General features: G+C 54.6%; 18 protein-coding genes. 11 read left to right on the top strand and 7 right to left on the bottom strand.

Features of this window, described 5'->3' with window-relative positions; genetic code table 11:
• Positions 1-7: 7 nt before the first annotated feature.
• The 5 genes from FRD01_RS21200 to FRD01_RS21180 all read left to right on the top strand — a co-directional run bounded on the left by FRD01_RS21200 (position 8) and on the right by FRD01_RS21180 (position 8,065).
• Positions 8-199, top strand: a complete 192-nt coding sequence (locus FRD01_RS21200) for a hypothetical protein (RefSeq protein ID WP_146962942.1) — start codon at positions 8-10, stop codon at positions 197-199.
• A 41-nt stretch (positions 200-240) separates the two neighbouring features.
• The gene (locus FRD01_RS21195; RefSeq protein WP_146962941.1) at positions 241-3,414 is read left to right on the top strand and encodes a tubulin-like doman-containing protein; all 3,174 of its coding nucleotides are present in this window, start codon (positions 241-243) and stop codon (positions 3,412-3,414) included.
• A 2-nt stretch (positions 3,415-3,416) separates the two neighbouring features.
• On the top strand, positions 3,417-5,255 hold the full coding sequence (locus FRD01_RS21190) for a hypothetical protein (protein WP_146962940.1): 1,839 nt from the start codon (positions 3,417-3,419) through the stop codon (positions 5,253-5,255).
• 12 nt (positions 5,256-5,267) lie between these two features.
• The gene (locus FRD01_RS21185) at positions 5,268-6,449 is read left to right on the top strand and encodes a molybdopterin molybdotransferase MoeA (protein WP_146962939.1); all 1,182 of its coding nucleotides are present in this window, start codon (positions 5,268-5,270) and stop codon (positions 6,447-6,449) included.
• 182 nt (positions 6,450-6,631) lie between these two features.
• On the top strand, positions 6,632-8,065 hold the full coding sequence (locus FRD01_RS21180; RefSeq protein WP_146962938.1) for a VWA domain-containing protein: 1,434 nt from the start codon (positions 6,632-6,634) through the stop codon (positions 8,063-8,065).
• Between the two features lie 20 nt (positions 8,066-8,085).
• Here FRD01_RS21180 and FRD01_RS21175 read toward each other — a convergent pair whose 3' ends face one another.
• Positions 8,086-8,979: a phosphotransferase gene (locus tag FRD01_RS21175; protein ID WP_146962937.1), complete on the bottom strand. Its 894-nt coding sequence runs from the start codon at positions 8,977-8,979 to the stop codon at positions 8,086-8,088.
• On the bottom strand, positions 8,976-9,218 hold the full coding sequence (locus FRD01_RS21170) for a hypothetical protein (RefSeq protein WP_146962936.1): 243 nt from the start codon (positions 9,216-9,218) through the stop codon (positions 8,976-8,978). Before FRD01_RS21170 ends, FRD01_RS21175 begins: the two co-directional genes overlap by 4 nt.
• A gap of 92 nt (positions 9,219-9,310) precedes the next feature.
• Here FRD01_RS21170 and FRD01_RS21165 point away from each other — a divergent pair, with 92 nt between their 5' ends.
• Entirely contained in the window at positions 9,311-11,464 is a 2,154-nt protein-coding gene (locus FRD01_RS21165; protein WP_146962935.1) for a serine/threonine-protein kinase, read from the top strand.
• On the opposite strand, the gene FRD01_RS21160 is transcribed toward FRD01_RS21165, so the two are convergent.
• From FRD01_RS21160 to FRD01_RS21150, 3 genes are read right to left on the bottom strand one after another with little or no spacing between them, the layout of a single operon-like run.
• Positions 11,461-13,443: an HD domain-containing phosphohydrolase gene (locus FRD01_RS21160; protein WP_146962934.1), complete on the bottom strand. Its 1,983-nt coding sequence runs from the start codon at positions 13,441-13,443 to the stop codon at positions 11,461-11,463. The two genes, FRD01_RS21165 and FRD01_RS21160, sit on opposite strands and share 4 nt — an antisense overlap.
• Entirely contained in the window at positions 13,440-14,468 is a 1,029-nt protein-coding gene (gene mutY / locus FRD01_RS21155) for an A/G-specific adenine glycosylase (protein ID WP_146962933.1), read from the bottom strand. Before mutY ends, FRD01_RS21160 begins: the two co-directional genes overlap by 4 nt.
• On the bottom strand, positions 14,469-14,690 hold the full coding sequence (locus FRD01_RS21150; protein WP_146962932.1) for a hypothetical protein: 222 nt from the start codon (positions 14,688-14,690) through the stop codon (positions 14,469-14,471).
• 191 nt (positions 14,691-14,881) lie between these two features.
• On the opposite strand from FRD01_RS21150, the gene FRD01_RS21145 reads away from it, so the two are divergent.
• The 4 genes from FRD01_RS21145 (at position 14,882) to FRD01_RS21130 (ending at position 19,009) form a co-directional block, all read left to right on the top strand.
• A complete protein-coding gene (locus tag FRD01_RS21145) occupies positions 14,882-16,405 on the top strand; it encodes a serine/threonine protein kinase (RefSeq protein ID WP_146962931.1) in 1,524 nt (507 codons plus the stop codon).
• A gap of 82 nt (positions 16,406-16,487) precedes the next feature.
• On the top strand, positions 16,488-17,396 hold the full coding sequence (locus FRD01_RS21140) for a hypothetical protein (RefSeq protein ID WP_146962930.1): 909 nt from the start codon (positions 16,488-16,490) through the stop codon (positions 17,394-17,396).
• A 23-nt stretch (positions 17,397-17,419) separates the two neighbouring features.
• Positions 17,420-18,682, top strand: coding sequence for a protoporphyrinogen/coproporphyrinogen oxidase (locus tag FRD01_RS21135; protein WP_146962929.1), 1,263 nt, complete (start codon positions 17,420-17,422; stop codon positions 18,680-18,682).
• A gap of 120 nt (positions 18,683-18,802) precedes the next feature.
• Positions 18,803-19,009 (top strand): Flp family type IVb pilin, encoded by a 207-nt coding sequence (locus FRD01_RS21130; RefSeq protein ID WP_146962928.1) that lies wholly within the window; start codon positions 18,803-18,805, stop codon positions 19,007-19,009.
• On the opposite strand, the gene mgtE is transcribed toward FRD01_RS21130, so the two are convergent.
• The gene (gene mgtE, locus FRD01_RS21125; RefSeq protein ID WP_146962927.1) at positions 19,006-20,385 is read right to left on the bottom strand and encodes a magnesium transporter; all 1,380 of its coding nucleotides are present in this window, start codon (positions 20,383-20,385) and stop codon (positions 19,006-19,008) included. The genes FRD01_RS21130 and mgtE overlap by 4 nt on opposite strands.
• Positions 20,386-20,415: 30 nt before the next feature.
• Positions 20,416-20,931, bottom strand: a complete 516-nt coding sequence (locus FRD01_RS21120; RefSeq protein ID WP_146962926.1) for a helix-turn-helix domain-containing protein — start codon at positions 20,929-20,931, stop codon at positions 20,416-20,418.
• Between the two features lie 257 nt (positions 20,932-21,188).
• On the opposite strand from FRD01_RS21120, the gene FRD01_RS21115 reads away from it, so the two are divergent.
• On the top strand, positions 21,189-22,751 hold the full coding sequence (locus tag FRD01_RS21115; RefSeq protein WP_146962925.1) for a hypothetical protein: 1,563 nt from the start codon (positions 21,189-21,191) through the stop codon (positions 22,749-22,751).
• Positions 22,752-22,753 lie beyond the last annotated feature (2 nt).

Raw genomic sequence — 22,753 nt, 5'->3', positions numbered from 1 at the left:
GGGCTTGATGCTAGTTCTCGTAGCTTTGGCAATAGGCTGCGGGGGTACACAAAAGGTGGAAGAGCCCCCACCGGTTGAGAAAGAGATCGAGAGCACGGGGGATTGCCCATCTTGCACTCGACCCGACTTTGATAGTCCTCCTCCCGGTGCTATCCCTCAAGAGTCCGCAGCACAACCGTCCGAGTCGCAACCCGAGTGACGCCCTCGTGTGGGGCGAGTTAAAATGAACAAGAGTGTTTAATGAAAGACTATTCAGACAAGCTCGTCTCCTTCAGCCATATTTCCCCTACCTTCTTCATCGGACTCGGTGGTTCGGGCTCCGATATCGTCAATCGCATCGCCGCCAAACTAAAGAGCCGATGGAATTGGAAGTCGATGCAGGAGTTGGTTCATTTTTTTGCGATCGACACCAATACGCATGACTTGATCAAACAAGAGAATGTGCCTCGGGACAACCGCATCCTCATCTCGGACTTCGACAAACGCACGTACGTCAATTTGAAGCGGGGCCGAGCCCATGTGGACGAAGACCCGTTCACCACGTCTTGGATCCATGACTGGTACGAGTTCCGCGGGACTCGCGGCGCTGGAGCCGGTCAAATTCGAATCGAGAGCCGTCTAAGCCTTCACTACCAGCTTGAGCAAGACCGCGGAAAAATCGTGCAGCGCTTGAACTCGGCGATGAACGTGGCTCGGCATCACGACAACCCTTATCGAAAGTCCAACCCGCCTCATTTCAACGTGTTTATCTACGGCTCGGTTGCAGGTGGAACGGGCTCTGGCTCTTTCCTCTCCATCGCGTACTTGCTTCGCGAGCTCATTGAGGCTCAGAGTTGGATTCCGAAGATTTACGGCACTCTGATCATGCCGAGCCTCTTCTTGAACGACGTTCCGGGCGCCTTGCACTCTGACATCAACGCCAATGGTTATGCGGCCCTCAAGGAACTCGAACACCTGATGAAATTGGGGGCTGAGGGGTCTGCAAACGAGGAAACCTATCATTACAATCCCGAGCGCGCCCACGAACCCAAAGTGGACGATAAGCCGTTCGACTTTGTGTATATCGCGGATAAACCCACGAAATTTCAGGTGGACGAGTACAAGAACGCCATCGCCGACGCTGCGTATCTCCTGCTCTACTCACCCCTGATCGGCGCTCAGGCTGGCGACTATGATAATTACGAAAAGCACCAGAAGGCGCTGATTTCGGGCTATACCGTCTACTACGGAAGTAACGGGTGTTCGGTGATGATTTTGCCGGACAAAGACATTCTGGAATATTGCGCCATGCGCTTTGCGGCGCGCGCGATGCGAGAGTACTTGCTCTTTGACGCGGGCGTGCCTGCCGAGTTTGCGATTCATTTTGAAGACCCCAAATTTCGCAGGCTCTCGCGTGAGGCGCAGAATGATGAGATCGACAGAAAGTTCTGTCAGTTCATCGATTATATGGCGACGCAGGAAGACAAGGACGAGATCGAGAATGGTCCCTACAAGGCTATTTCGACCCTGCTCACGCCTACTAAGAGTTCGCTCGATGAGGAGTTTGGCCACGTCGTCGACGGTTTTGTTTCCGACGTAATCTCCAAACTCTCACTTCCTACACTGACAGCCACCGATATCACCGAGAATAATATCAAGGTGGATACGGAACTCGCTGACCTTCGGCAAAACCGTGATGACTCGAGAGCACGGATGCGCCCTGTTTGGGATAGCGCACGTCAGCAGCTGATTTCTGGTCAAACTCTCCAGGACTTTTTCCTGAAGCACCGAACGAATCCGTTTGCTCAGCGCTACTTCTTGATCAAGATGAAGGACCGGCTCCGCGCTCAGATCGACGAGATTCAGTCAACGTATGACGCGCAGCGAAAAGAGGTCGATCTGGACTCGTCGGAAGTGGGCTCCAAGATTAAGGATTGGAGGGAGAGGCTCAACGAAACCGCGAAGCTCACCATGATGGAGCGAATCAAGGGTTCGAACGCCGACTTTCATTACACCCGAAATGGTTTCGTCGAGTATTTCAACGGGGATCTGGTAGAGGGGAATCGTGCCGTGCTCTCCAATGAGTTCAGACTGGAATTCTTGAGAGCCGCTCTAGACCACTTCGAGAAACGATTGGAGTCGTTCCGTGAAGTCGCGACTCAAGCAGTTGATGCTATTGAGAGCCTTGAGAAAGAGGCTGAAGAGTCCCGCCAGAGCGGAAGATTTGCGCACGGAGACGGCCTCTCAAACGCATATACTTTGGACGTGGAGGTCTTGGAGGAAGTCGGCGGCGAACGCCTGTGGAACTTCTTCTTTGAAGACCGTTTTGTGCGGGAAGGCCGCGAGTTCAACTACTTTAGAAGCGACGATATCTTCCCGATCATCACTGAGTCCTTCAATCCCGAGATCGATAAGAGTGGACGGCGTGTTCCTCGAACCTCGAGAGAGATTACGGATAAGATCAGCAGCGAGTTGCTCGCGCTCGGAAAGAAACGTCTAGCCGCCGATATCGTGGGCACACGAGAAGGAGGCACAGACCTCTCACAGCGTGGCTTGAGGCTAGATGACGGCCTCTTCTACGAGGCACAGTATCACTTCTTGCGCCAATACCAGGCAGATGGTTCAAGTCAGGAGCCGACGCGGGAGCAGTTAGAAGAATACATCAAGAGCAAGATGCGCTTTGCGGACTCAAAATCAGGGCCGCTAGCCAATTTTGCGGACATGAACGACACTCGCGTCATCAACTCAAAGGTGGCGCTCTTTGGGATTCATGATGCCTACAGAGAACGCCTCGGCCCCCTGGTCAATGAGGTGCTTCCTCAGGCTCAGGCCATCCCTCATTGGTTCGACGAGAAGGCCATGGTCTTCTACCAGGCGAACCTCGGAATCCCGCTCTACTTCTACAAGCGTGTGAATACTGACCTCAAGGCCGCCTACGACCGTGTGATGTCGAAAGCCGGAGTCGAACGAGGCTACCCACTGCATGTGGACTCACGTTGGGAAGATTCCTTGCCGAACCTCGACCCCAATGAGGCGAAGGCTGCAGAGCGCAAGGATTCTGAGCGTGAAGACCGTCTTAACTTCGGTTTGGGCTTTGCGATCGGTCTCTTCCGTACCGATTCAGACGGCTCAATTCACTGGCATGTGCAGGGAGTTTCAGGTGCACTTGGGAAAGATCGCCCAAGCGCCTACAAGGCCCTCAAGAGCCTAGACGAGCGCACCATGCGCCGCATTAACGCCGAGCTTGAAAACGCGCGCGTAGAGTGGCTCAAGTCCTCGACTGCGCCTGTTCGAGAGCTAGTCCGCGGTTATCTCGCCGAACTCGACGAAGCCATTTGGAAGCTGAACGCTACCAAAACCGCCGCCAGTGCGGATCTTCTCAAATTTCTTGAGCTCGAAGAGTCCCTGCTGCGCGCCTGGAGCGAAGAAGGCTGAGCGTGCATCGATGCCTGATCTTGCACATTTCAGGGGCTCTTGACGACGAAATCAGAGAAGTCGAACGGGATTTCACGGAGCGAAGTCAACTCGGTCAAACCCCGACCCAATCTGAGTTCATTCATATTCCGGCTGCTGGCGTGGGGAATCTGACCAAACCTGTCGAGGTTTTGCGCCAGAATCTCTGGGACGAGACACGGCTGGCGTTGACCAGACTCTTGCAAGCCGCGCCTGGTCAGGTCGATCCGTTTACTCTGGATGTCTTGATTCTCTGCTCCTTTGGAGCACCGATGCACCTTGAAGCCGTGCGTGTTGGGTTGGATTGTCTGGAAGAAAATCTCGAGCCCTACCTCAGCGTCTTTCCCTCTCATGAACGAGCGGCCAGCCGGCGACTAAGGGTGTTCATCGCGGGCTATTTATCGAGCGCGCATCGCTCAACGGAGCGGCGAGACGCCTTGAGAGATCTTGTCAAGGAGCTGAGGGGGCGAAAGCTCCATCATCGCGAAGAGCGCATGGTAGACCGCTTGATCCTCTTGGATTCGATCACGCCGCGTGGCGTGGTCTCCGACGCAGAATTACGTGGTCACCTCGAGGCATTCAGCGCACTATTGGTGCTGGGCGACATTCGAACATCGGACCAAATTACTCGGGCATTGACCGAGCCTGGACATGACGTGATCGCAACTCTTGGCTGTGTTCGGGCCATCCTTAGGATCACGACGATTCAAGACGAGTACACAGAACTTCTCTTGGCCCAGGTCGCGAATGCAGCGCGCAAGGAAGTCAAAGCCGACCTTCCCAACCGGCGCGTTGTGTTTGGTTCAAGACCGCCTCAGATGGACGAAGTAGACGGTATTCGAGAGCGAATCTTGAGTCGTACCCTGGAGACGCTTGATGCGCTGGGGCCTCTTTCACTTCCGAGTCTTTCAAGGTGGCTCGACGAGCTAGCCGCCTTGAATCCGGATGATTTTCGCCAGCCCGAAGAGGACGACAAGCCGCCTGAACCAAGGCTCCCCCTCAAGCCCGTGTTGGCCGTCTCAGGTGTGTTCTCGATCGCTGCCTACACGGTCGCAACGCTTCTCCTGGGCATGAGTGCCGTGGTCAGCGCAGGAACTAGCCTTGCAGCATTTGCCGTGGTCCTGGCGCTCTTGGGGCTCGCGCACCATGTCGCAAATAGGCGGCCTAAGAAGGTTGAAGAGAAACCAGCCGAGGATTTGCTCGCGCGGATTCGGGAACACGTGCTCGCGCTCCACTCGAAAGTCGAGACTCTACGAAGCCAACTTGAAATTGCTGCTACAACGCCTATTTCACTGGAGAGTCGTCGTCAGTTTCTAAAAGATGAAGCGTGGCGAGTCTCTCTGGGTGGTGCCGATATCAGCGCGACACTTATTGAAACCCAACATCCACACGGAAGCCCCGAGGATTCCCTGGTCGCCTTCTTTCGAGAGATTGGGACTTGGAAGGAGCTCTTAGAAGAGCCCGAGACTTTGAGTCCCGGCGCGCTATTGCGCTTTTGTGAGAGCGTTTCGTCCGACGTCACTCTGGAGACCATTCTGCGCTCCAAGCCATGTCTTGCACTGCTTCTTGGTCGTGCAGAATCTTGGATCGCCACCTGGCAGCACGGTGTTCCAGTGCATATGGACATGAAGAGCCAAATTATCCACGACGAGGATGGAGTCCGTCAGAGTGTCGACAACCTTTTGGTTGCCCCGAAGGCACTCGACATCAACCTCGACCACGCGCGACGGCACCTCTCCGAGAGCATTCAGGACATTTGGTTGCTCTCGGTGGTCCATGATATCCACGAGGACGCGATACCCACGCTTTCAAAAGATTCTTAAGCCGGACCTCCTATGAACCTGAGTGTTGAAGAAGCCCTATCCAGAATAGTTGGGAAAATAGAGCCGCTGAGCGTTGTGCGCCTTGGATTGATGGAAAGCCCGGGGAGCGTCTTGGCTGAGGACATTCTTAGCCCCTCGGACTGGCCTTCCTTTACACAATCGGCCATGGACGGCTACGCCCTGGCTCATCAGGGCGGTGCCACGGAGTACAACGTCGTTGGAGAATCAGCTGCAGGAAGAGGCTTTGATGGAGCGGTTAAGCCCGGTGAGTGCGTGCGAATCTTCACGGGGGCTCGTCTTCCAGAGGGCGCAGATACCGTGGTGCTGCAAGAGGAAGTCGAGCGTGACGGGGATTTAATTCGTCCGCAGAAGCTAGAAGTTGGGGCAAATATTCGCTTTCAAGGGGAAAATTTGGCCGAGGGCGCGGCCGCGTTGACGCGGGGAACCCGAATCGGTGCTGCGCAAATTGGCCTCTTGAGCGCGTTGAGAATCAGCTCGTTGAGTGTGTCACGAACACCGCGCGCGCTGATTCTATCGAGCGGAGACGAGCTTCAGTACGTTGAGGAGCCGGCAGCTCCAGGAAAGATCGTCAACTCGAACGCATACATGTTGGCCGCGTTATGTAACGAGAGCGGCATACACGCCGATATCTCGCCGATCCTTAAAGATGATTTTTCGACGATTGAGCAGGCGTTTCGTGCGGGAATTGCTCGCTACGACATAGTGATCTCTTCTGGAGGTGTAAGCGTCGGGGACCACGATCACGTGCAATCTGTAATGCAGAGCGTGGGCGAGGTGGACTTTTGGAAAATCCGCATGAAGCCGGGCAAACCGCTCGCTTTCGGGCTTGGGCCCAACGGCGTCCCCATCTTTGGCCTGCCGGGAAACCCAGTTTCGGCCTTTGTGTGTTTCCAACTCTTTGTGCGCCCTGCCCTTGCGAAACTGCAGGGCGCTGAGATTTCCGAGCGTTCGGTCACGTTAGAGACCGTTGAACCACTCAAATCTACCCCCAAAAGAGAACACTACATCTCCGGGCGCATCGTCACCGAAGAAGGGGTCTCGAAGTTCATGCCGGTCGGCTCAACGAGTTCGGGCGACATCACGGCGTTTGGAGCGATCGAGGCTCTGGCTTGTGTTCCCGAAGGTGTTTCCAGCGTCGAAAAAGGTTCCGAAGTTAAGGTGCTCATACTCTGAAACGGGGATGTAGGTGGGAACCCTACACCCCACCACATTGTGGCACATATACCACGATCGAGGCCTTGAACTCACAATTAGTACTTGAAAAAGAATCGAAAAGTCGCCATTCCTACTAATCTACGGCTGGCATACAATCTGCACATCTTAGATGTCGGAATTTGTGTTTTGAGGAGTGAGATATGAAGTATTCTTCCCTGTTTATGATTGCCGCTCTACTGGCTACGGCCTGTGCGGACGACGCAACCAACGGCGGCAACGACCCGATTACAGTGTGCCCTGCGGGCCAAGTTTATAATCCGGCTGCTGACCGTTGTGTGCCTGGTGGGCAGGGTGAAGATACACCTCCAGCCGACCCAACTCCGAAAGAGGAGTTCCCATCTGAAGAACCGTTTGCAGAAACAGATGGTGATGAGATCGTGGACCGACTGGACAATTGCCCCTACGACGCCAACCCAGACCAAGCTGATTCTGACGCGGACGGCATCGGGGATGTTTGCGATAACTGTCCTGACAAGAGCAACCCGGATCAGGCCGATTCCGATGGAAACGGCAGTGGTGATGCGTGCTCGCCAGTTCCGACTGGGCAGATTTGTGCTGAACAGACCACAGGTTTCCAGGTCCTCAAGCCAAATATTTTCTTCTCTCTCGACAAGTCGGGTTCGATGCTGGGAGACCCGATGTTCCAGGCCAAGAGTGGCATGAACGCGATCGCCGATGAACTCGCGAGCGAGGTTCGTTTTGGAATCGGAGCGTTTCCCGTGGAATTGGTTTGCGGCATTGCGCACTCCACCCTTCTGCCCATGGGCGAGCACACGCCTGCGGCTATCAAATCGTCGTACGCGGCGCTTGGCTCGGAGGGCGGCACACCAACCTATGACGCCCTTGAAGATATTTTGGTCGCTGGACTCACCAATGACCCCAATGACCCAAATGACGATGCCCGCGCCAAGGCCGCGGTTTTGATCACAGACGGTGAACCCAACAATTGCCGGCCCAATCCCGTTGGTGACACCATCAATGCCGCGCGAGCACTTAGCAACGCAGGGATTCCCGTGTACGTGATCGGCTTTAATTTCGAGGGTGCAAACCCGACCAACCTCAACGCCATTGCCGAAGCCGGAGGAACAAACGCCAATATTAACGGCCAACGGTTCTATCCTGCAAACGACGCGACTACGCTTGTCCAGGCGCTGCGCCAGATTTCAAGCGAAGTCATCTCCTGCTCCTACGTCTTGGACACGCCGCCACCCGACCCGAACAAGGTCTGGGTATCAATCAACAACAACTTCCTCGCTCAGTCGGACTACACGTTCGATGGGGGTGGCAACACGCTGACCTTGAATCAAGCAACCTGTGATCAGCTTCGCTCTAGCGATCCAACGACTACGCAGGTGAGCATCACGCTTGGATGCGCCACACCTTGTGTCCCGGGCGAATTCTGGGGTTGTTGTATTGACGCAGGAGACTCGTGTCAGTCTGATGCCGAGTGCTGTCTTGGCACATGCACCAACGGCACATGCGAAGACCTCTGCCGCCCTACTGGGATTACGTGTACCGAAAACACGGATTGTTGCCAGGGAATCTGCGCCGGCGGCGTCTGTATCGCCCAGTGAGCCCTAGGTTCTTGGGGCTTTTAAAGTTCCAAGAGCCTGAGAAGATTCTCCACGTTTCCATGAATCTCAGGGGGCTTTGCGTAGAGTGCTTCCAACGCCACAACTCGTGCGTAAAAGTACTCGCGTCGCTGCACGTCCATAGTTCGCGCCGCACCGTAGCCTCGATAGAGGTGGCGCACCAAGTCATCACTCTCAGCCACGGATTCAACACTCAGAATCCAGGCCAGATCCATTTCTGGAGGAAGTGCTGCGCAATTCTCGAGCCCAGTCAGCCCGACGATATCCTTGGCGTTCTCTGAAACCCAGATATGGTCTGGTGAAAGGCAGCGGTGACAAATCGTGGTCAGGCTTCGAGGATGAAACGACGCCAACTCTTGGCGTAGGTCGCCGATCACTTTCGAGACGACCTGAACCCCCTCGTCTGCCAGCCCCAGGGATCGAACGTGTTCCGCCCACTCTTCAAGCCTTGATGCCACGTAGCCATTGAACGTGAGCCATTGGGCGCTCGGGTCTGAGGGGTCACCGTAGAAACTGAGCTCAGGGAACATCGCATGAAGCTTCCGCGCGAGCTCGCCTAGTTCCTGCAAAATATGAGGCGCGCCTTTATACCCGAGAAGGCTCGAATGCACGCCATCCAGATACTCCGAGAGCGGTTCACCCTGGATGTTCTCTACAAGGATCCAATTCTCACCGTTCTCTAGGAGCTCGGGAACCGCGAAGAGCTGAGCCGCGTGCTCCAACTCATGCGCCCAGGCGGCTCGTTTGGCGAGCTGCGCATCGGCGAACCAAAACACCAGCGCGATTCGTTCGGAGGTCTTCACGCGAGCACGCAGAGACCTACCCACCTCGGTCAGAGGACTGACGAGCTCCCAGCTATTTTGCGAAATCAACGCGTTAAGCGCCTCATGGCTCATTCTTGCTCCAGACAGGCAGCGGGAATCTGATCTTTTTGATTCGTTTGTTCATACATAGCGCGAATCGCTTCGATGATCGACTCGCATTTATCGGGCTCAGCCACATCTCGCGCCATCGAACACGCACCGCCCATTCCTGGATGTTCCGCCGCGGCCTCGCAGCACCGAATAAGTTGCTCACATTCCGATGTTTTGCATCCCGCAAGCATTAAGATCGTGATAATTGCAATCAAACGCATGGAACTCCTGTTCTAAAATGAAACATCGCCCCGAGTGCGATGTTGATCTATTGTGATTACGTTAGGCCAGACTTCGAGTAACGGTAAAGCCGGTGAGTCAGAACGCAGTCGAATTAGGAAAGTACGAACTGGTGTCGCGCCTTGCAATGGGTGGCATGGCCGAACTTTTCTTGGCGCGTGAAAAAGGCATGGCCGGGCTTGAGCGCCTGGTGGTCATCAAGCGTATTCTGCCGCACCTTTCGCACCAGAAGTCGTTCGTAGACATGTTCCTGCGCGAGGCTCGAATCGCTGCGCGCCTCAACCATCCGAACATCGTCAACATCTACGACCTGAACACCTCCGAAGGCGCATATTATATAGCGATGGAGTACATCCACGGCACGACCGTGCGAGAGCTCCAAGTCTTGGCTGGCGAAACGGGTTCGAAGTTTCCGCTCGATGTGATGGTGTCGATTATCGACCAGGCCGCACGGGGACTTCACGCCGCCCACGAGCTTCGAGATTTGGACGGGAAGATGCTCGGCGTTGTGCACAGAGACGTCTCACCGCACAACCTGATGTGTACGCCACAGGGCAACGTAAAGCTCTTGGACTTTGGGGTCGCAAAGGCCACGACGGGGCTCGAGATGACCTTCTCGGGTAACCTCAAGGGAAAGTTCGCCTACATGTCGCCCGAGCAGTGTCATCGCTCGCACCTGGACCGACGCTCAGACATTTTTTCGCTCGGGATCATCGCGTGGGAGCTCTGCGTAGGCCAACGTCTCTTCAAGCGAAACACCGAACTTGAGATGCTCCAGGCCATCACCAACGGAGACGTGGCGCGGCCTTCATCAATGGGCCGCAAGATGTCCATCGAGATAGAGGACGTCATCATGAAGGCGCTCTCACTTGACCGCGAGCGCCGCTTTGAGAGCGCGGAGGAGATGCGGCACGCCCTTGTGGACGCGGCAAAGGCCGCGGGCATTGAGTTCGGCCCTGATCGCCTCTCGTCGTTTGTGGGACAAGTCGCGGGTAAGCAGCTGCACGAGCGCGACACGACCATGAAGAACGCGCTCGAACGCGCGCTAACCCTCCACGAAAGACGAAATCTACTGCACCGCACTGGTTCGCATACCGTCGAAGAGATCGACACCCGAGTCTCAGGGTTCGAAGACCCGACGAAGACGATTCCGTCCGCTTCGATGCAATCTGTTGTCGATTCAACTCCCGACCACGACAAGCCGGATGCAAATACAAGTCTCGAGACCGTCATCGACCCGGGCCGTGTAGAGCACACGGCATCCAAGAGTCGAGCTGCATCCAGCAAGTCCGTAAGCCGTTCAGTCGTGCAAAATATCGAGTCAAATCCGAAGCATGCGATCTTTGGCGCGCTGCTTGGCGCCTTAATGGCCGCGGCAGCTCTTGGAGCTTGGTGGTACTCGAAAACCTTGGATAAGCCAGAAACTGTCTTGCTGGGCGAACCCATGACGTTTGGGTGGGCCCCTACCGTGACTCCAGAGCAACTAGCCGAGGAAGCCGAGTTGGTGAGAGGATATCTCGAAAACGCGCTTGGACGGCCCGTTCCGATGGTTGTCACGAAGGACTACGACGATTTGAGAGTACGGCTGATGGACGGCGAGATCGATTACGCAATGATGCCGCCCTATCTATACGTGACCACTAAGGAAGAGATTCCTGGACTCGAGCCCTTAGCCTTCAAGTCTTTTGACGGCGCGCCTGCAAGCGACGGAATGCTACTCGTGAGAATCGAAGAGCCCATCCGAAGCCTTGAGGATCTGGAAGGCAAGACGTTTTGTTTCACAGATGAGAAGTCCACAACAGGGTACATTCTTCCTCGAGCACACATCCGGCGGCAAGGTTTTGACCCTGATACATTCATCGGTTCCGTGCATTGGAGTGGAAACCACATCCAGGTGATGAAGGACCTACTCGACGGAAAATGCAGTGCTGCTGCCACCTACTCCGGTTCATTCCTTTCTGCCGAAAGCGTGGGAATCAAAGCAGGAAGGCTTCGGACCTTGGAGAGTACCGGAATCGTTCCGCAGGACGTAGTCGTCGCAATGCCTCGCACAAAAGAAGCCGATAGAAAGCGACTCAAAGAGGTTTTGATCGCGTTTGACCCAGAGAAACATTTCGGCCAGAAGATCGTCGGAAAGACGCAACGCATGGAGGCTTTTTTACCCGCCACCGACGAAGCCTATAACGACCTACGTGAAGCGATTGCTTCCGAGAGTCAGAAGCCCTAGCGAAGCGTAGGGTCGCCTTCGTATTGCAGCGGAATCATATTGGTAATCTTGGGGACTACTTCGCTGGCAAAGAGTTCGACGAGATCCGAATCGAGCTTTCCGTCTTTGGCCTCAAGGCGAAGGATGTGGATGGCTCGGTCAACGCTTGCGGCCTTTCTGTAAGGCCGGTCTGCTGCGGTCAACGCATCAAAAATGTCGGCGATCGTGAGCATCCGACATTGGATGTTCAGCGACTCGCCTTTCAACCCAAGCGGATAACCGGACCCGTCGAGTTTCTCATGATGGGCTCCGCCAAGGTAAGGCACCATTGCGAGGTCATCGCTCCAAGGAATTCTCTCGAGAATCCTCTGGCTCTGAACAGCGTGGTTCTTGATTTGCACCCACTCCGTCTCGTTCAACGTGCCTTTGCGAATCGAAAGGTTCTCGATCTCGTGTGCCGTAAGCAATGGGCGAGTCTCGCCGTCTTCATTGACGTAGCTACGAGCACCGATTGACCCTAACCGTTCCAGATCTTCATCTGGGACGAACCCTTTGGTGTTGAGATCCTGAAGGAAAGTCCAAATGTCTTTGAGTTCCGTCGCGACTTCTTCGGAGCGGCCCCTCACATCATCGAGGCTTGATGGTTCAGGCTGCATGCGCCCGTCAGCCATGCCTTCCGCGAGGGCTTGCCACAGGGCGCGCTCGGATTGAGCTCTAACGGTGGAGAGACGGTGGCGAATGGCCTCCATTTCAACGTCACGCAGGCGCGTAGGCTTTTGAAGCACGTCTTCTGGAACTGCGATCTTTCCGAAATCGTGTAGCAAGGTGCCGTATCGTAATTCGGTGAACTGCTCGGGCGAGAACTCGATGTCGGCGAACGGTCCGTCCTTCTTGGCGTGGACCGTGCGCGCGAGCTCCATCGTGTATTCCGAGACCCGGTGTGAGTGACCAGCAGTCGTCTGGTCTCGAGCTTCAATTGCGGTCACGCTCGCGTCCACAAAACTCTCGAACATTTTGACGATATGGTTTGTCAGCTCGGCACGTTCGACGGCAAAGGCTGCATTCGAAGCGAGGATGGTGAAGAGGTCGAGGTCCTGTTTGGAGAAGAGAGTTCCCCTGCCCCTCGTGTCCACTTGCATGACGCCGAGGAGCTTTCGCTGACCAACCAGTGGCGCGCACAAACACGCGGTGATCTTCGCATCTAGAATACTCTGCGATACCTGAGAGCCGAGATTGTCGCGAACCCAGAGCACGGATTCCTTGGACTCGACCACTCGTCGCACGATACTCGAACTTAGAACTGGTTCCGAATCCGTGTTGAGATTGGCACGAACTCGAGTCAAAAACGGTGGAGGGATCTCTCCTCCATCGGCCTGAAGCAAAGTCATCCCAAAGAAATTGGCACCTGGAAATGCATCAAAGGTGGCATCCACGATCATATCGAGAATATCCTCGAGTCGCGTCAGAGAATTCAGTTGCTCGCTGAGCTTGAAAAGCAACTCGAAGCGCTTATCGTGGCTATCAAAGCGGCGTGTCAGTGCATGAATAGGCTCATGCGCTGCCGTAATAAACTGTTCATTTGAATTTGGCGGGCCGTCTTTGACCACAAAGCTCGGCTCACGAAGTGTCTGTGCTTGAATGGCAGATGGAGCTTTGATTCCTTCGGGCAGCTCCAATTTGAGAATCGACGAGCCAATCTGAAACTCGGCCCCGTCTTTAACCGCAAGTCGGCTAACACTCTCGCGATTTTGAAGTTTGGTTGAGACCCCGTTACGGATCACGAGACTTCCATGCCGGCTTTTCAAATCTTGGAAAACGACCTGGTCGCCCTCGACCACAAACTCGGCATGACGGTTCGATACAAAGCCATCTGTGAGCATAAAATCGTTGGCAGCATCACGGCCAATCGCAACCCGCGCCTTACGGAATGAAAGCGATCTTCCAGCGTCCGGCCCCGACACAACGGTCAGCATTAATAATGGCGATTTTTGAGCTGTCATGGTGTGGGGAGATTTATCATGCTTCTGACCCGCATGTCACTTAAAACAAGGCGCCAGATTTTCGCCACAGCCTTGGATATGCCGAGCCCTTCGACCTCTTCAGGGGCGATCCATTCTCCGCCATCACTTTGGTTGCTCAGACTACAAAACACACGGTAGGTCATTCGGATATGGGAAAAAACATGTTGAACCTCACCGACTACGACAAGGTCGCCTTCGCTCGAGCCACAAAACTCCCAAAGGCCCTTCAGAAGGGAATCATCCCCACGCCGCATGAGTACTTGAGAATCGCGATTGAAGATGACGTGAACGTCTTGGGTTTCTGTGCGAGGGGCCTTTCTTCGTTTGGGTGTCGGAAGGCTGTTTTGCGTTTGGTTTGCGTAGGCGAGGCACCAAGTCTGGAGAGGGCATTCCTCGCAAACGGGTTTTTTTGGCGTACAGACGCGAGCCCCTAGCTCCATCATCGCCTGATTAAAATCGCCCGGTCGCCCAGGGTCTACCAATGAATGAGCGATGGCCCGTTGTTCCCTAACCATTGCCGAAGACCCGATCTCTCGAGAATCTTCAAGAAGACGCGCGAGAACACGCTGCACATTTCCGTCGAGAGCCGGTTCTACCACCCCAAATGCGATGGATGTCACTGCCCCAGCCGTGTAGTCACCGACTCCTGGAAGCGCCTTCCACCCTGCATGAGTTTGAGGAACCCCCTCTTCTGCCATGATCTTGGCGGCCTTGTGCAGAAGCCTTGCACGTCGATAGTAACCAAGGCCAGCCCATAGTCTCAAAACCTCTTCTTCATCAGCCAGAGCGAGGGCTTCGAGGTCGGGGAATCGCTCCATCCACCGTGTCCAATAGTCGATTACCGTTTGGACTTGCGTCTGTTGAAGCATGATCTCGGAGACCCAGATCCCATAAGGATCATCGATTCCCCGGAATGGAAGTTTTCGATGGTGCTCATCGAACCAGGCGAGGAGCGAGCCTCGGAGGTCGGTCAGCCAATCTTCGGGAATGGCGAGTTCATCCATCTAACAGTCAAGCTGACACTGAGCGACCGGGCAGCCTCTCGAGTCCTGAACCACATCGTAGGAGCATTGGTCGCGGCAGGTGGGCTCAATGATCGCCGGGCAGGCCCTGCAGATCTCCCGTCCTTCGTCGAAATATTCATTGCTCGTGCAATCTTCGGGGTCGTCCGTTGCTTCGCCGCACCCAAACCCCAAAAACATCGCTAAATAAATCACTCTACGCATTCGTACTCCTAAGGCGCCAGTGTGCTACCATAAGGTAGAGTCGGTTCACAACGGCCACAGTACATGCGTCTTCAAATGACTCTTGCAAAGGTGACACGTGCATCGTGTTGATGTATGGTCCGACGAGCAAGTCTGCGTAGAATTGATTGTATCGTGAAGTATCTTTATCCAGTTGATTTCGGTGGCCGAAGATGAGCTCTAGAGCCCGATCCGGGACCATCATCGAGGGGAAGTTTAGGCTCGAGCGGGAACTCGGTGCTGGCGGTATGGGTGCGGTTTGGCTGGCCACACAGGTCACAGTGGACCGAAAAGTCGCGGTCAAACTGCTGCATCCAGCGTTTTTGGATCAAGAGGAATTGCAGAAGCGATTTGAGGTGGAAGCCAAGGCTATCGCCAAGCTCAATCATCCCAATTGCATCACGCTCTTTGACTTCGGATTTTCAGAAGATTTGCAGGCATTCTACACGGTGATCGAGTTCATCGACGGCGTGTCGCTCGACAAAAAGCTCGGCTCCCCGATGTCGCCAGCCGAGGCCATCACCATCATCAAGTCGGTCGCACTCGCCCTCGACCATGCGCACCACAAAGGCATTCTTCACAGAGATTTGAAGCCTGAAAACATCATGGTCGCGAAGAACGAGCAAGGTGGCGAGACCATTAAGGTGCTGGATTTCGGTATCGCTCGGATGATGAAGGGCGACGACTTTGAGGAATCTCAACGCATTACCAAAGCTGGCGAGGTCTTCGGAACCCCTGCGTATATGAGCCCCGAGCAGGCTCGCTCTGTGAGGCAAGTCACGCCAGCAGCGGACCTCTATTCGTTGGGTGTGATGTTCTACGAGCTCTTAGAAGGACGGCTGCCGTTCTTCTCGAACTCTGCCTTTGACCTGCTCATGATGCACGTGACCAAGCCCGTGCCGCCGATGAGCAGGCTTGACGTGCCTGAGGAGCTCAAGGCAGCGGTGATGAAGCTTCTGGACAAAGAGCCTCAGAACCGCTTCCAAACTGGGCGCGAACTCGCTGAACACCTAGACCAAATCATGAACGGGATGACTCCTGCAGCCGAGGTTGCACCGCTTGCGCCTGCCGCGAGCTCCGGTGAGTTCACGCGCACCCCCACGCCACAGCCTACGATTGCCACGCCGCCCGGTGCTACGGTTCAGTTGCCTTCAGACCTGGAGACCAATGAACTTCGGCCAGGCCAGTTCACCACAAATGTGGACGTTGGGGGAAAAAAGGGTGTCGTACTCGGTGCGCTACTCTTTGCGGGCTTCGTACTTGTCTCCCTAATCGTGTATTTCGCGATAGACCTCAGCGATGACGCTGGTGCTTCAGAGACGGAGCCCGTCGCCGAAGCCCCAGTCGAGCCAAACACCAACCTCGAAGCGCCCCAAGAGCCTCCGGTTGACCCGGAAGAAGCGCCAGTTGTTGAGAAGGGCGCGCCTCTTCAAGATGATGCTCCCGTCGACCCACAACCCGACGAAGTCGCTGCTGTTGAAAAACCCGTAGAGGAGCCGATTGAGAAGCCGGTGGAGAAACCCGTTGAGAAAAAGACGGTTAAGAAGGTCACGAAGCGCAAAACCACGAAAACCAAGGTTTCAGATACAACCGAAAAGAAGCCAACAACCAAGACCACCAAAGACTCTCAGGCCTCGCCCTTCCAGAATCTCAAGCCCGAAGATTCAAAGTTCAAATCGTTTTCACCCGGCGAGTGAATTAGCCTATTTGCTTGACCCAAGTCGGAGACGGTCCAATAATGCCGTCTGACTTTCTTGTTCGGTGACTGGGTTGTATTACATGTCCACTAAATTATTATTTTTCGCGCTAGTAGCACTTCTCTGGGCGTCGCCTGCCTTCGCGCAAGATTCACTCGATAAGGCAGTGGGAGTTGCAAACGAGGCTTCGCAACTCTTTCAAGCAGAAGACTATGTCGGAGCTGCTCAGAAGTTCAAAGAAGCTTACGCACTCTACCCTGACATCACGCTGCTCAAAAATCAGATCGTTGCCTATTACCGTGCCGGACTTTGTAAAGAAGTCATTCAGTACGGAAAGGACTACCAAACGAACGAAGCCAGTCAGTCAGTTTCGGATCGCGAAGACGTACGATTCATGCGCGTCGAATGTTTGTACCGAGCCGCGTATGCAGCATACCAAGCCAACGATATAGCTCAGGCTGAGACCGATATTTCAACCGCAAGATCCATCGGCATCAAGAACGATGACGAGGTCGCGAAGTTTCGAAAGCTCGAGGATCTCATCGAAAAGAGAAAGAATCCGGACGATCAAAACGAGACCCCTTCCCCAGCAGCTAGCTCCGGTACTGAGGTCCTGCCCATCGTAGGTTGGTCGCTTGCCGGTGTTGGCGCCGCGGGTCTTGTGGTTTCCGGAATCCTTCATCTGACCTACTTCTTGGACTACTCCGATCAATCCGACGAATTCCAAAGAATCGAAGCCGACGCACTGCGCGATGGGAACAATGATCTCTACGCTCGGAACCGCGCGGACTGGGACAAGGCTTTCGATGATACGGACTCAAAGATCAGCGGACTGACCCCCATCTACGCAGTTTCAGGAGCGTTCCTAGCGGCTGGTGGTGGCATTCTGGTCTACCACTATTTCATCGCTGACGACGGCAGCACCACGGCAACGATTGCTCCTCTCCTCTCCTCAGATCGCGCTGGAATCCAGCTCGGCCTCGAGTTCTAGTGATTCCAACCTCAAGCGGTCCAATGCGCGTAAAGTACCTCATCGTTGGCGCAGGCATGACAGGCCTCGCTTTCGCGAATTTCATTCGTTCTGATGACTACCTAATTTTGGACGGGTCCGACGAAATCGGGGGTTGGTGCAAAACCATCAAACAAGACGGGTACGTCTGGGACTTCTCTGGCCATTTCTTCCATTTTCGAAGGCCTGATATCGAGAAGTACCTGGTGGATCGCATGCCCGCTGGGGAAGTTGATACGGTGGTAAAATCCTCCAAAATCTACTTCTCGGGAACCCATATCGACTTCCCTTTCCAGAAGAACATCCACCAACTCCCACGCCAAGATTTCATCGAGTGCTTGCACGACTTGGTCTTCCGTGAAGACGGTGCAAACAAGACGTTCAAGGAGATGCTTGTCTCGAAGTTTGGACACGCGATCGCCAACAAGTTCCTCATCCCCTACAACACTAAACTCTATGCGTGCGATCTAGACACGCTGGATGCCGACGCGATGGGGCGGTTTTTCCCCCACGCAGACCTCAAAGATATCGTGGCCAATATGAAGGCCGAGGATAACCAGTCATATAACGCCACGTTCACTTATCCCAAGGGCGGCGCCATCATGTATGTGGATGCCCTGGCTAGCGAAGTGGACCCTCAAAAGATCGCGCTTAACGAGCGAGTGGAACAGGTCGATCTCATCGAAAAAACGGCGGTCACATCTGCTGGCCGAACTATCGAGTTCGAATACTTGATTTCATCAGCGCCCTTCGATGATTTCGTTCAAATGACCTCTCCTAAACTTCCGGTGAACTCTGAGTGTCTCACCAAGAATCAAGTGTTGGTCTTCAACCTTGGCTTCGACCGCAAAGGCCCCGAAGGAGTGCACTGGATCTACTATCCCGACGATGACCTGCGATTTTACCGAGTGGGCTTCTACGACAATATTGTCAATTCCGACCGCATGAGCTTGTACGTTGAGATCGGAATGCCGTCGGGCAGCAAGCCGGATGTCAAAGGCGAACTAGAACGCGTGCTCGTTGACCTTGGGCGTGCCGGCGTTGTTGAGGACCATCAGCTCGTCTCATGGCACACGGTGACCATGAATCCCGCCTACGTGCATATCAATCGCGATTCGCGCGAGGCCGTCATCAAAGCACGGCAACTCCTTCAGTCTAGAGGCGTCTACACCATAGGGCGCTATGGCGGTTGGACGTACTGCTCCATCGAAGACAACATCATCGAAGCGCAAAATTTGGCTAATGAGCTGAACCTCTTCGAGCCTTGAAGCGTTTCACATTGTTTTCAACTCGATTCCCCTACCTTTCACATACCGGTCATTCAGTGTTCAGACCCCAGCTCTAGTGTTGGTCTTGTCAATAACGACGACCCAAACGAGGAGCTAGACATGACGAACCCAACCACCAAGAACATCATCGCCCAGACCATCGCAACTTTCCACGCAGACGAAGACGGCGCAACGGCAACAGAGTACATCATCCTGCTTATCCTCATCGCCTGTTTCGTCATCGGAATCGTTAAGGTCTTTGGAAACACAGTATCCGAAAAATTTGGTGATGCTGAAGCAGCAATTTCAACCAGAGTCACCTTCTAGCCGAGTATCGCTGAGGCCATTCCCAGGTAGATCGCCGCGCTAATCACATCCATCGAAGAAGCAAAAAAGGGCCCCCCAACCGTGGCGGGGTCCAATTTCCATCTTTCAAAGAGAAGGGGAAGCACAGTTCCAGCGAGCGTTGATACCAACATCGCGCTTACTACCCCGCCGCTCACACTCAACGCAAAGACGCTCGCCAATTCGACGCTCGATGTGGTGTAGAAGCTATAGGATGCCGCTACCAAGCCGGCGACAAGGCCGTAAACTCCGCCACAAATCAACCCTACGACAAACTCCCTAAGAACCACCCTTCCCAGGCGGCCGAACTCAATTTGCCCCATCGCAATGGCACGGGTCACAATGGTCGCCGATTGCAGGCCAACGTTGCGAGAAAGCGCAAAAAGAAGCGGCAAGAAAGCCGCCAAGAGAATTAGACGGTCAAGGAGGTGCGACCACATGTGGATCACGAGCATGCCGACTACGCCGGTCAAGAGTCCGGACGCCAGCCAGGGAAGACGGGTACGAGCGTTTTCCCAAGGATTTCGGTAGACACTGATATCTTGCTCGTGCCCCGCCCCCGCCATTCGAAGCATATCTTCATTGGCCTCGTGGCGAATGACGTCAATGATGTCATCCACCGTGACTACACCTACCAATTCGTTCGCCCCTTCAACCACGGGTAAAGCGAGGAGGTTGTACTTCGCGACCAACTTCGCCACGTCCTCTTGGTCCGTATCCACGTTCACTCGGATGACGTCCGGGATCATGAACTCTTTGAGCGCCTTTTTGGTGGGTTGTTGAACTACCTCCCGCAAGCTCGTCACACCCACCAACTGACCAATTTCGTTGGTCACATAGATATAGAAAACGATCTCGGCGTCGTCAGCCCCCTCCTGGATCACACGAACGGCTTCACCCGCCGTCACTTCCTGATGAAAGGCCAAGAAGTCTGTGACCATGAGGGCGCCCGCCGAATCGCTCTCGTAGGCGAGTATGGAGGTGGCCTCAGATTGGTGCTCGTCCGACATGGCTTCGAGAAGTAGAGCGCTGCGGTCGTCGTCGAGCACCTGGAGCACGTAGTTTGTGTCGTCGTTGGGCATCTCGCTCAAGATCGCACTCAGCTCCGTGTCCGGCACCTCCTCAATAAGATTGCTAAGAATCGACGGCTCGAGCTCACTTAAGATGTCCCCTCTTGCGGCGTCGGTAGGCACATGTCTAAGGACCGTCAGCTGTTGGCCAATGGTCAGGGCACCGAAACATGCAGCAAGATCTGCAGAGTGTGTCTTGGCTACAACCCGTTTCAATTGAGGGATCTGTTCCGCCCTGATCAGTCTACGGATCGAAGATACGAGAACCTTCTGTGCTTCTCGTTCCATGATGGCTCTTCAATAAAAGCTATGGAGGGGTTACTCGCCTTCAGGCTGCTCAAGCAACCAACGGGTGTCCTGAGCGTCTTGCTCAAGCTCCCACTCAGACTCTTGCGCTTCAGGGAACTGCGCTGGGTCCTTCGCCGTGGCTCTACCGCTAGAAAGCAGGGATGCAAATATCCCAAGACCAGCCAATACCAACACGATTGCAAACATGTGGGTTGGCTTAACTTGTGGCCGACTCACAGGGCGCTTGGAGCGCTTTGCCGGAGTTCGAGTAGGTTCTGCGGGTAGTTTTGGGAGACTGCTCGACGAAGCTGAAGATGCATTTCGTCTTTCGAATTGGCGGACCAACGCGTCTCCGTCCAACCCAACCTCGCGTGCGTAGTTTCGGATATGGCCGAATAGAAAAACATCAGCCTGAAACTCGTCAACGCTGTCCGCCTCGAGATTTTCCAGCAATGTCTTGGGTATGCGCGTCAGAGACGCCGCCTCAGCTATGGACAGTCCCCGACTTTTTCGGGCTTCTCTGAGCTGTGTTCCAGGCGATTTCATGCGCGTATCCCTCTAAACAAACGAAAACCAACGAGCGTCTTGTGAAGCGTGTTTTACATGATAATAGCACACTTGCAAGCCAAAATCTTGACATAAAGACATTCATGTCAGGGTTTTTTCGTTGTGCAGGTCGGGCTTGACACTCTGAGCGCGCTGCTGCTAGCTATTCGGCAAGTTTCACCAGTCTCTTGAACGCCAACATACTCGGTGCCTCCCTTGAGTTCTCGAGTAAAACGATTCAAGACCACGGAGACATAATGCGCACGCGTTACCAATATTTTCTCGGGGCCCTACTGGGCGCTTCTCTTTTTGTCGGGAACCCAGCCACAGCTGCGGATTTCACAAATCTGCTCGATGCAGCCGACGATCACGACGATCTGATTGAGGAAACCTACGACCCTTTCGATTTTAATCTCGAAACGCGGGTGCGTATGGAATTTGAATCCGCGACCATATCGAGAGAAACCGCGTGCGTACCAAGTGATGCAAGCCTGATCGGTGATGCCGCACAAAACAACCCTCGGCTCATCGTAGACCGCGGACGCTGTGCGGAACCTAGAATCATCTCCAATAAAGAGCTCGATTTTAGCCGTCAAACCACGGCGATTGATATCGATCTTCGGGCCGGTATCTACAAGGATTTGGAGTTCAGACTTCGCGTCCCTTACGTGTTCTCGAGCGTTGCCGGAATGAACTACGCCGCGGGCGTTACTGCCGCGAATTCATCCGTTGATCCGACAGACGAGGTCATTGGAGCATCGGCTCGGCAATTCAATTCCGGGGACACGCAAGCACAACACGTCTCCAACCTCTCGACCTTCAACGGCAACCGTTTCTTTGATGTAAATGGGTCGGAGTACGAGCGGTCGGGCTTTGCCGACCCTTCGATTTCGCTCGAATGGGCGCCGTTCAACGATGAGCGTGACGACACCAAGGCGAAGCTGCTCTTCGGCATGGCGTACAAGATGCCTATCGCGCCCGTCAAAGCTGCCGGCAATAAGAATGTTGGCGAGGGAATGCACGAGTTGAGCTGGAGAATTGCTTCTTCGAAGCGCTTCAACTGGATCGAGCCCTATTTCGGCCTGCAATACTTCCTCCCCTTCGCAGCCACCGACTCGCCCATTCAACGCGTCGACAAAAACAACCAAGGGCAGGTTTTCGCAAATCCTCCCCAGCGTGGAAATATTACGGTCGGAACGGAATTCATTCCTCATGAGAATACTGAGACAGGCGCGCGCTACGGAATCGACCTTAGATTTACCTTCGGTTACACAAGCGAAGGTCGAAACTACACTCAACTCTTCGACCACATGACCAACAGTTCATGTAACGGCAAGACTCTTGGGGATGTGTTGCCTCAGTTCGACGACCAGGGGCAACTTTCAAACCTGGATGATGTCGCCTGCTCGTGGATCGTGCGTCAGCCCTCCAACGCCGACCCGGTGCCGATTTATAATCTCGGTGAAGCGCTCGGCGACACCTCGGCATGGAACACCGATGGCATCATGACGGTTGAGAGCTACGCGTCATTTACGGGCATGCTCGGCGTCTATCTCCAGCCTACGAAGTACTTCCAGCTTAAGGGCAACGTGGCTCTTACGCATAACCAAGAGCACTTCCTCTCCAATGCACGGACAGGGCGTGACGCTGATGACGCGCTTGAATCGTCTCCTGACGACACGGTCGACCTCGAAGGCGCGGACGCAACGATCGAGAAGAACCCGGTCTTCAACCCGACGTACGACCAGACCGGCAACCGCTTCCGCATTCAGGAAAACAATATCTGGTCCATCTTCCTGACCGCAGCCCTCCAGTTCTAAAC

It is taken from the genome of Microvenator marinus (assembly GCF_007993755.1).
Lineage (GTDB): Bacteria > Myxococcota_A > Bradymonadia > Bradymonadales > Bradymonadaceae > Allomicrovenator > Allomicrovenator marinus.
This window is presented reverse-complemented; position numbering and strand designations above follow the sequence as displayed.

Bases quoted from the DNA above. Each gene is read 5' to 3' on its own strand.
- FRD01_RS21180 (WP_146962938.1), top strand. From the start codon at position 6,632: ATGAAGTATTCTTCCCTGTTTATGATTGCCGCTCTACTGGCTACGGCC.
- FRD01_RS21200 (WP_146962942.1), top strand. From the start codon at position 8: ATGCTAGTTCTCGTAGCTTTGGCAATAGGCTGCGGGGGTACACAAAAG.
- FRD01_RS21195 (WP_146962941.1), top strand. From the start codon at position 241: ATGAAAGACTATTCAGACAAGCTCGTCTCCTTCAGCCATATTTCCCCT.
- FRD01_RS21115 (WP_146962925.1), top strand. From the start codon at position 21,189: ATGCGCACGCGTTACCAATATTTTCTCGGGGCCCTACTGGGCGCTTCT.
- FRD01_RS21145 (WP_146962931.1), top strand. From the start codon at position 14,882: ATGAGCTCTAGAGCCCGATCCGGGACCATCATCGAGGGGAAGTTTAGG.
- FRD01_RS21120 (WP_146962926.1), bottom strand. From the start codon at position 20,931: ATGAAATCGCCTGGAACACAGCTCAGAGAAGCCCGAAAAAGTCGGGGA.
- mutY (WP_146962933.1), bottom strand. From the start codon at position 14,468: ATGGATGAACTCGCCATTCCCGAAGATTGGCTGACCGACCTCCGAGGC.
- FRD01_RS21140 (WP_146962930.1), top strand. From the start codon at position 16,488: ATGTCCACTAAATTATTATTTTTCGCGCTAGTAGCACTTCTCTGGGCG.
- FRD01_RS21135 (WP_146962929.1), top strand. From the start codon at position 17,420: ATGCGCGTAAAGTACCTCATCGTTGGCGCAGGCATGACAGGCCTCGCT.
- FRD01_RS21175 (WP_146962937.1), bottom strand. From the start codon at position 8,979: ATGAGCCATGAGGCGCTTAACGCGTTGATTTCGCAAAATAGCTGGGAG.
- FRD01_RS21150 (WP_146962932.1), bottom strand. From the start codon at position 14,690: ATGCGTAGAGTGATTTATTTAGCGATGTTTTTGGGGTTTGGGTGCGGC.
- FRD01_RS21130 (WP_146962928.1), top strand. From the start codon at position 18,803: ATGACGAACCCAACCACCAAGAACATCATCGCCCAGACCATCGCAACT.
- mgtE (WP_146962927.1), bottom strand. From the start codon at position 20,385: ATGGAACGAGAAGCACAGAAGGTTCTCGTATCTTCGATCCGTAGACTG.
- FRD01_RS21185 (WP_146962939.1), top strand. From the start codon at position 5,268: ATGAACCTGAGTGTTGAAGAAGCCCTATCCAGAATAGTTGGGAAAATA.
- FRD01_RS21170 (WP_146962936.1), bottom strand. From the start codon at position 9,218: ATGCGTTTGATTGCAATTATCACGATCTTAATGCTTGCGGGATGCAAA.
- FRD01_RS21160 (WP_146962934.1), bottom strand. From the start codon at position 13,443: ATGACAGCTCAAAAATCGCCATTATTAATGCTGACCGTTGTGTCGGGG.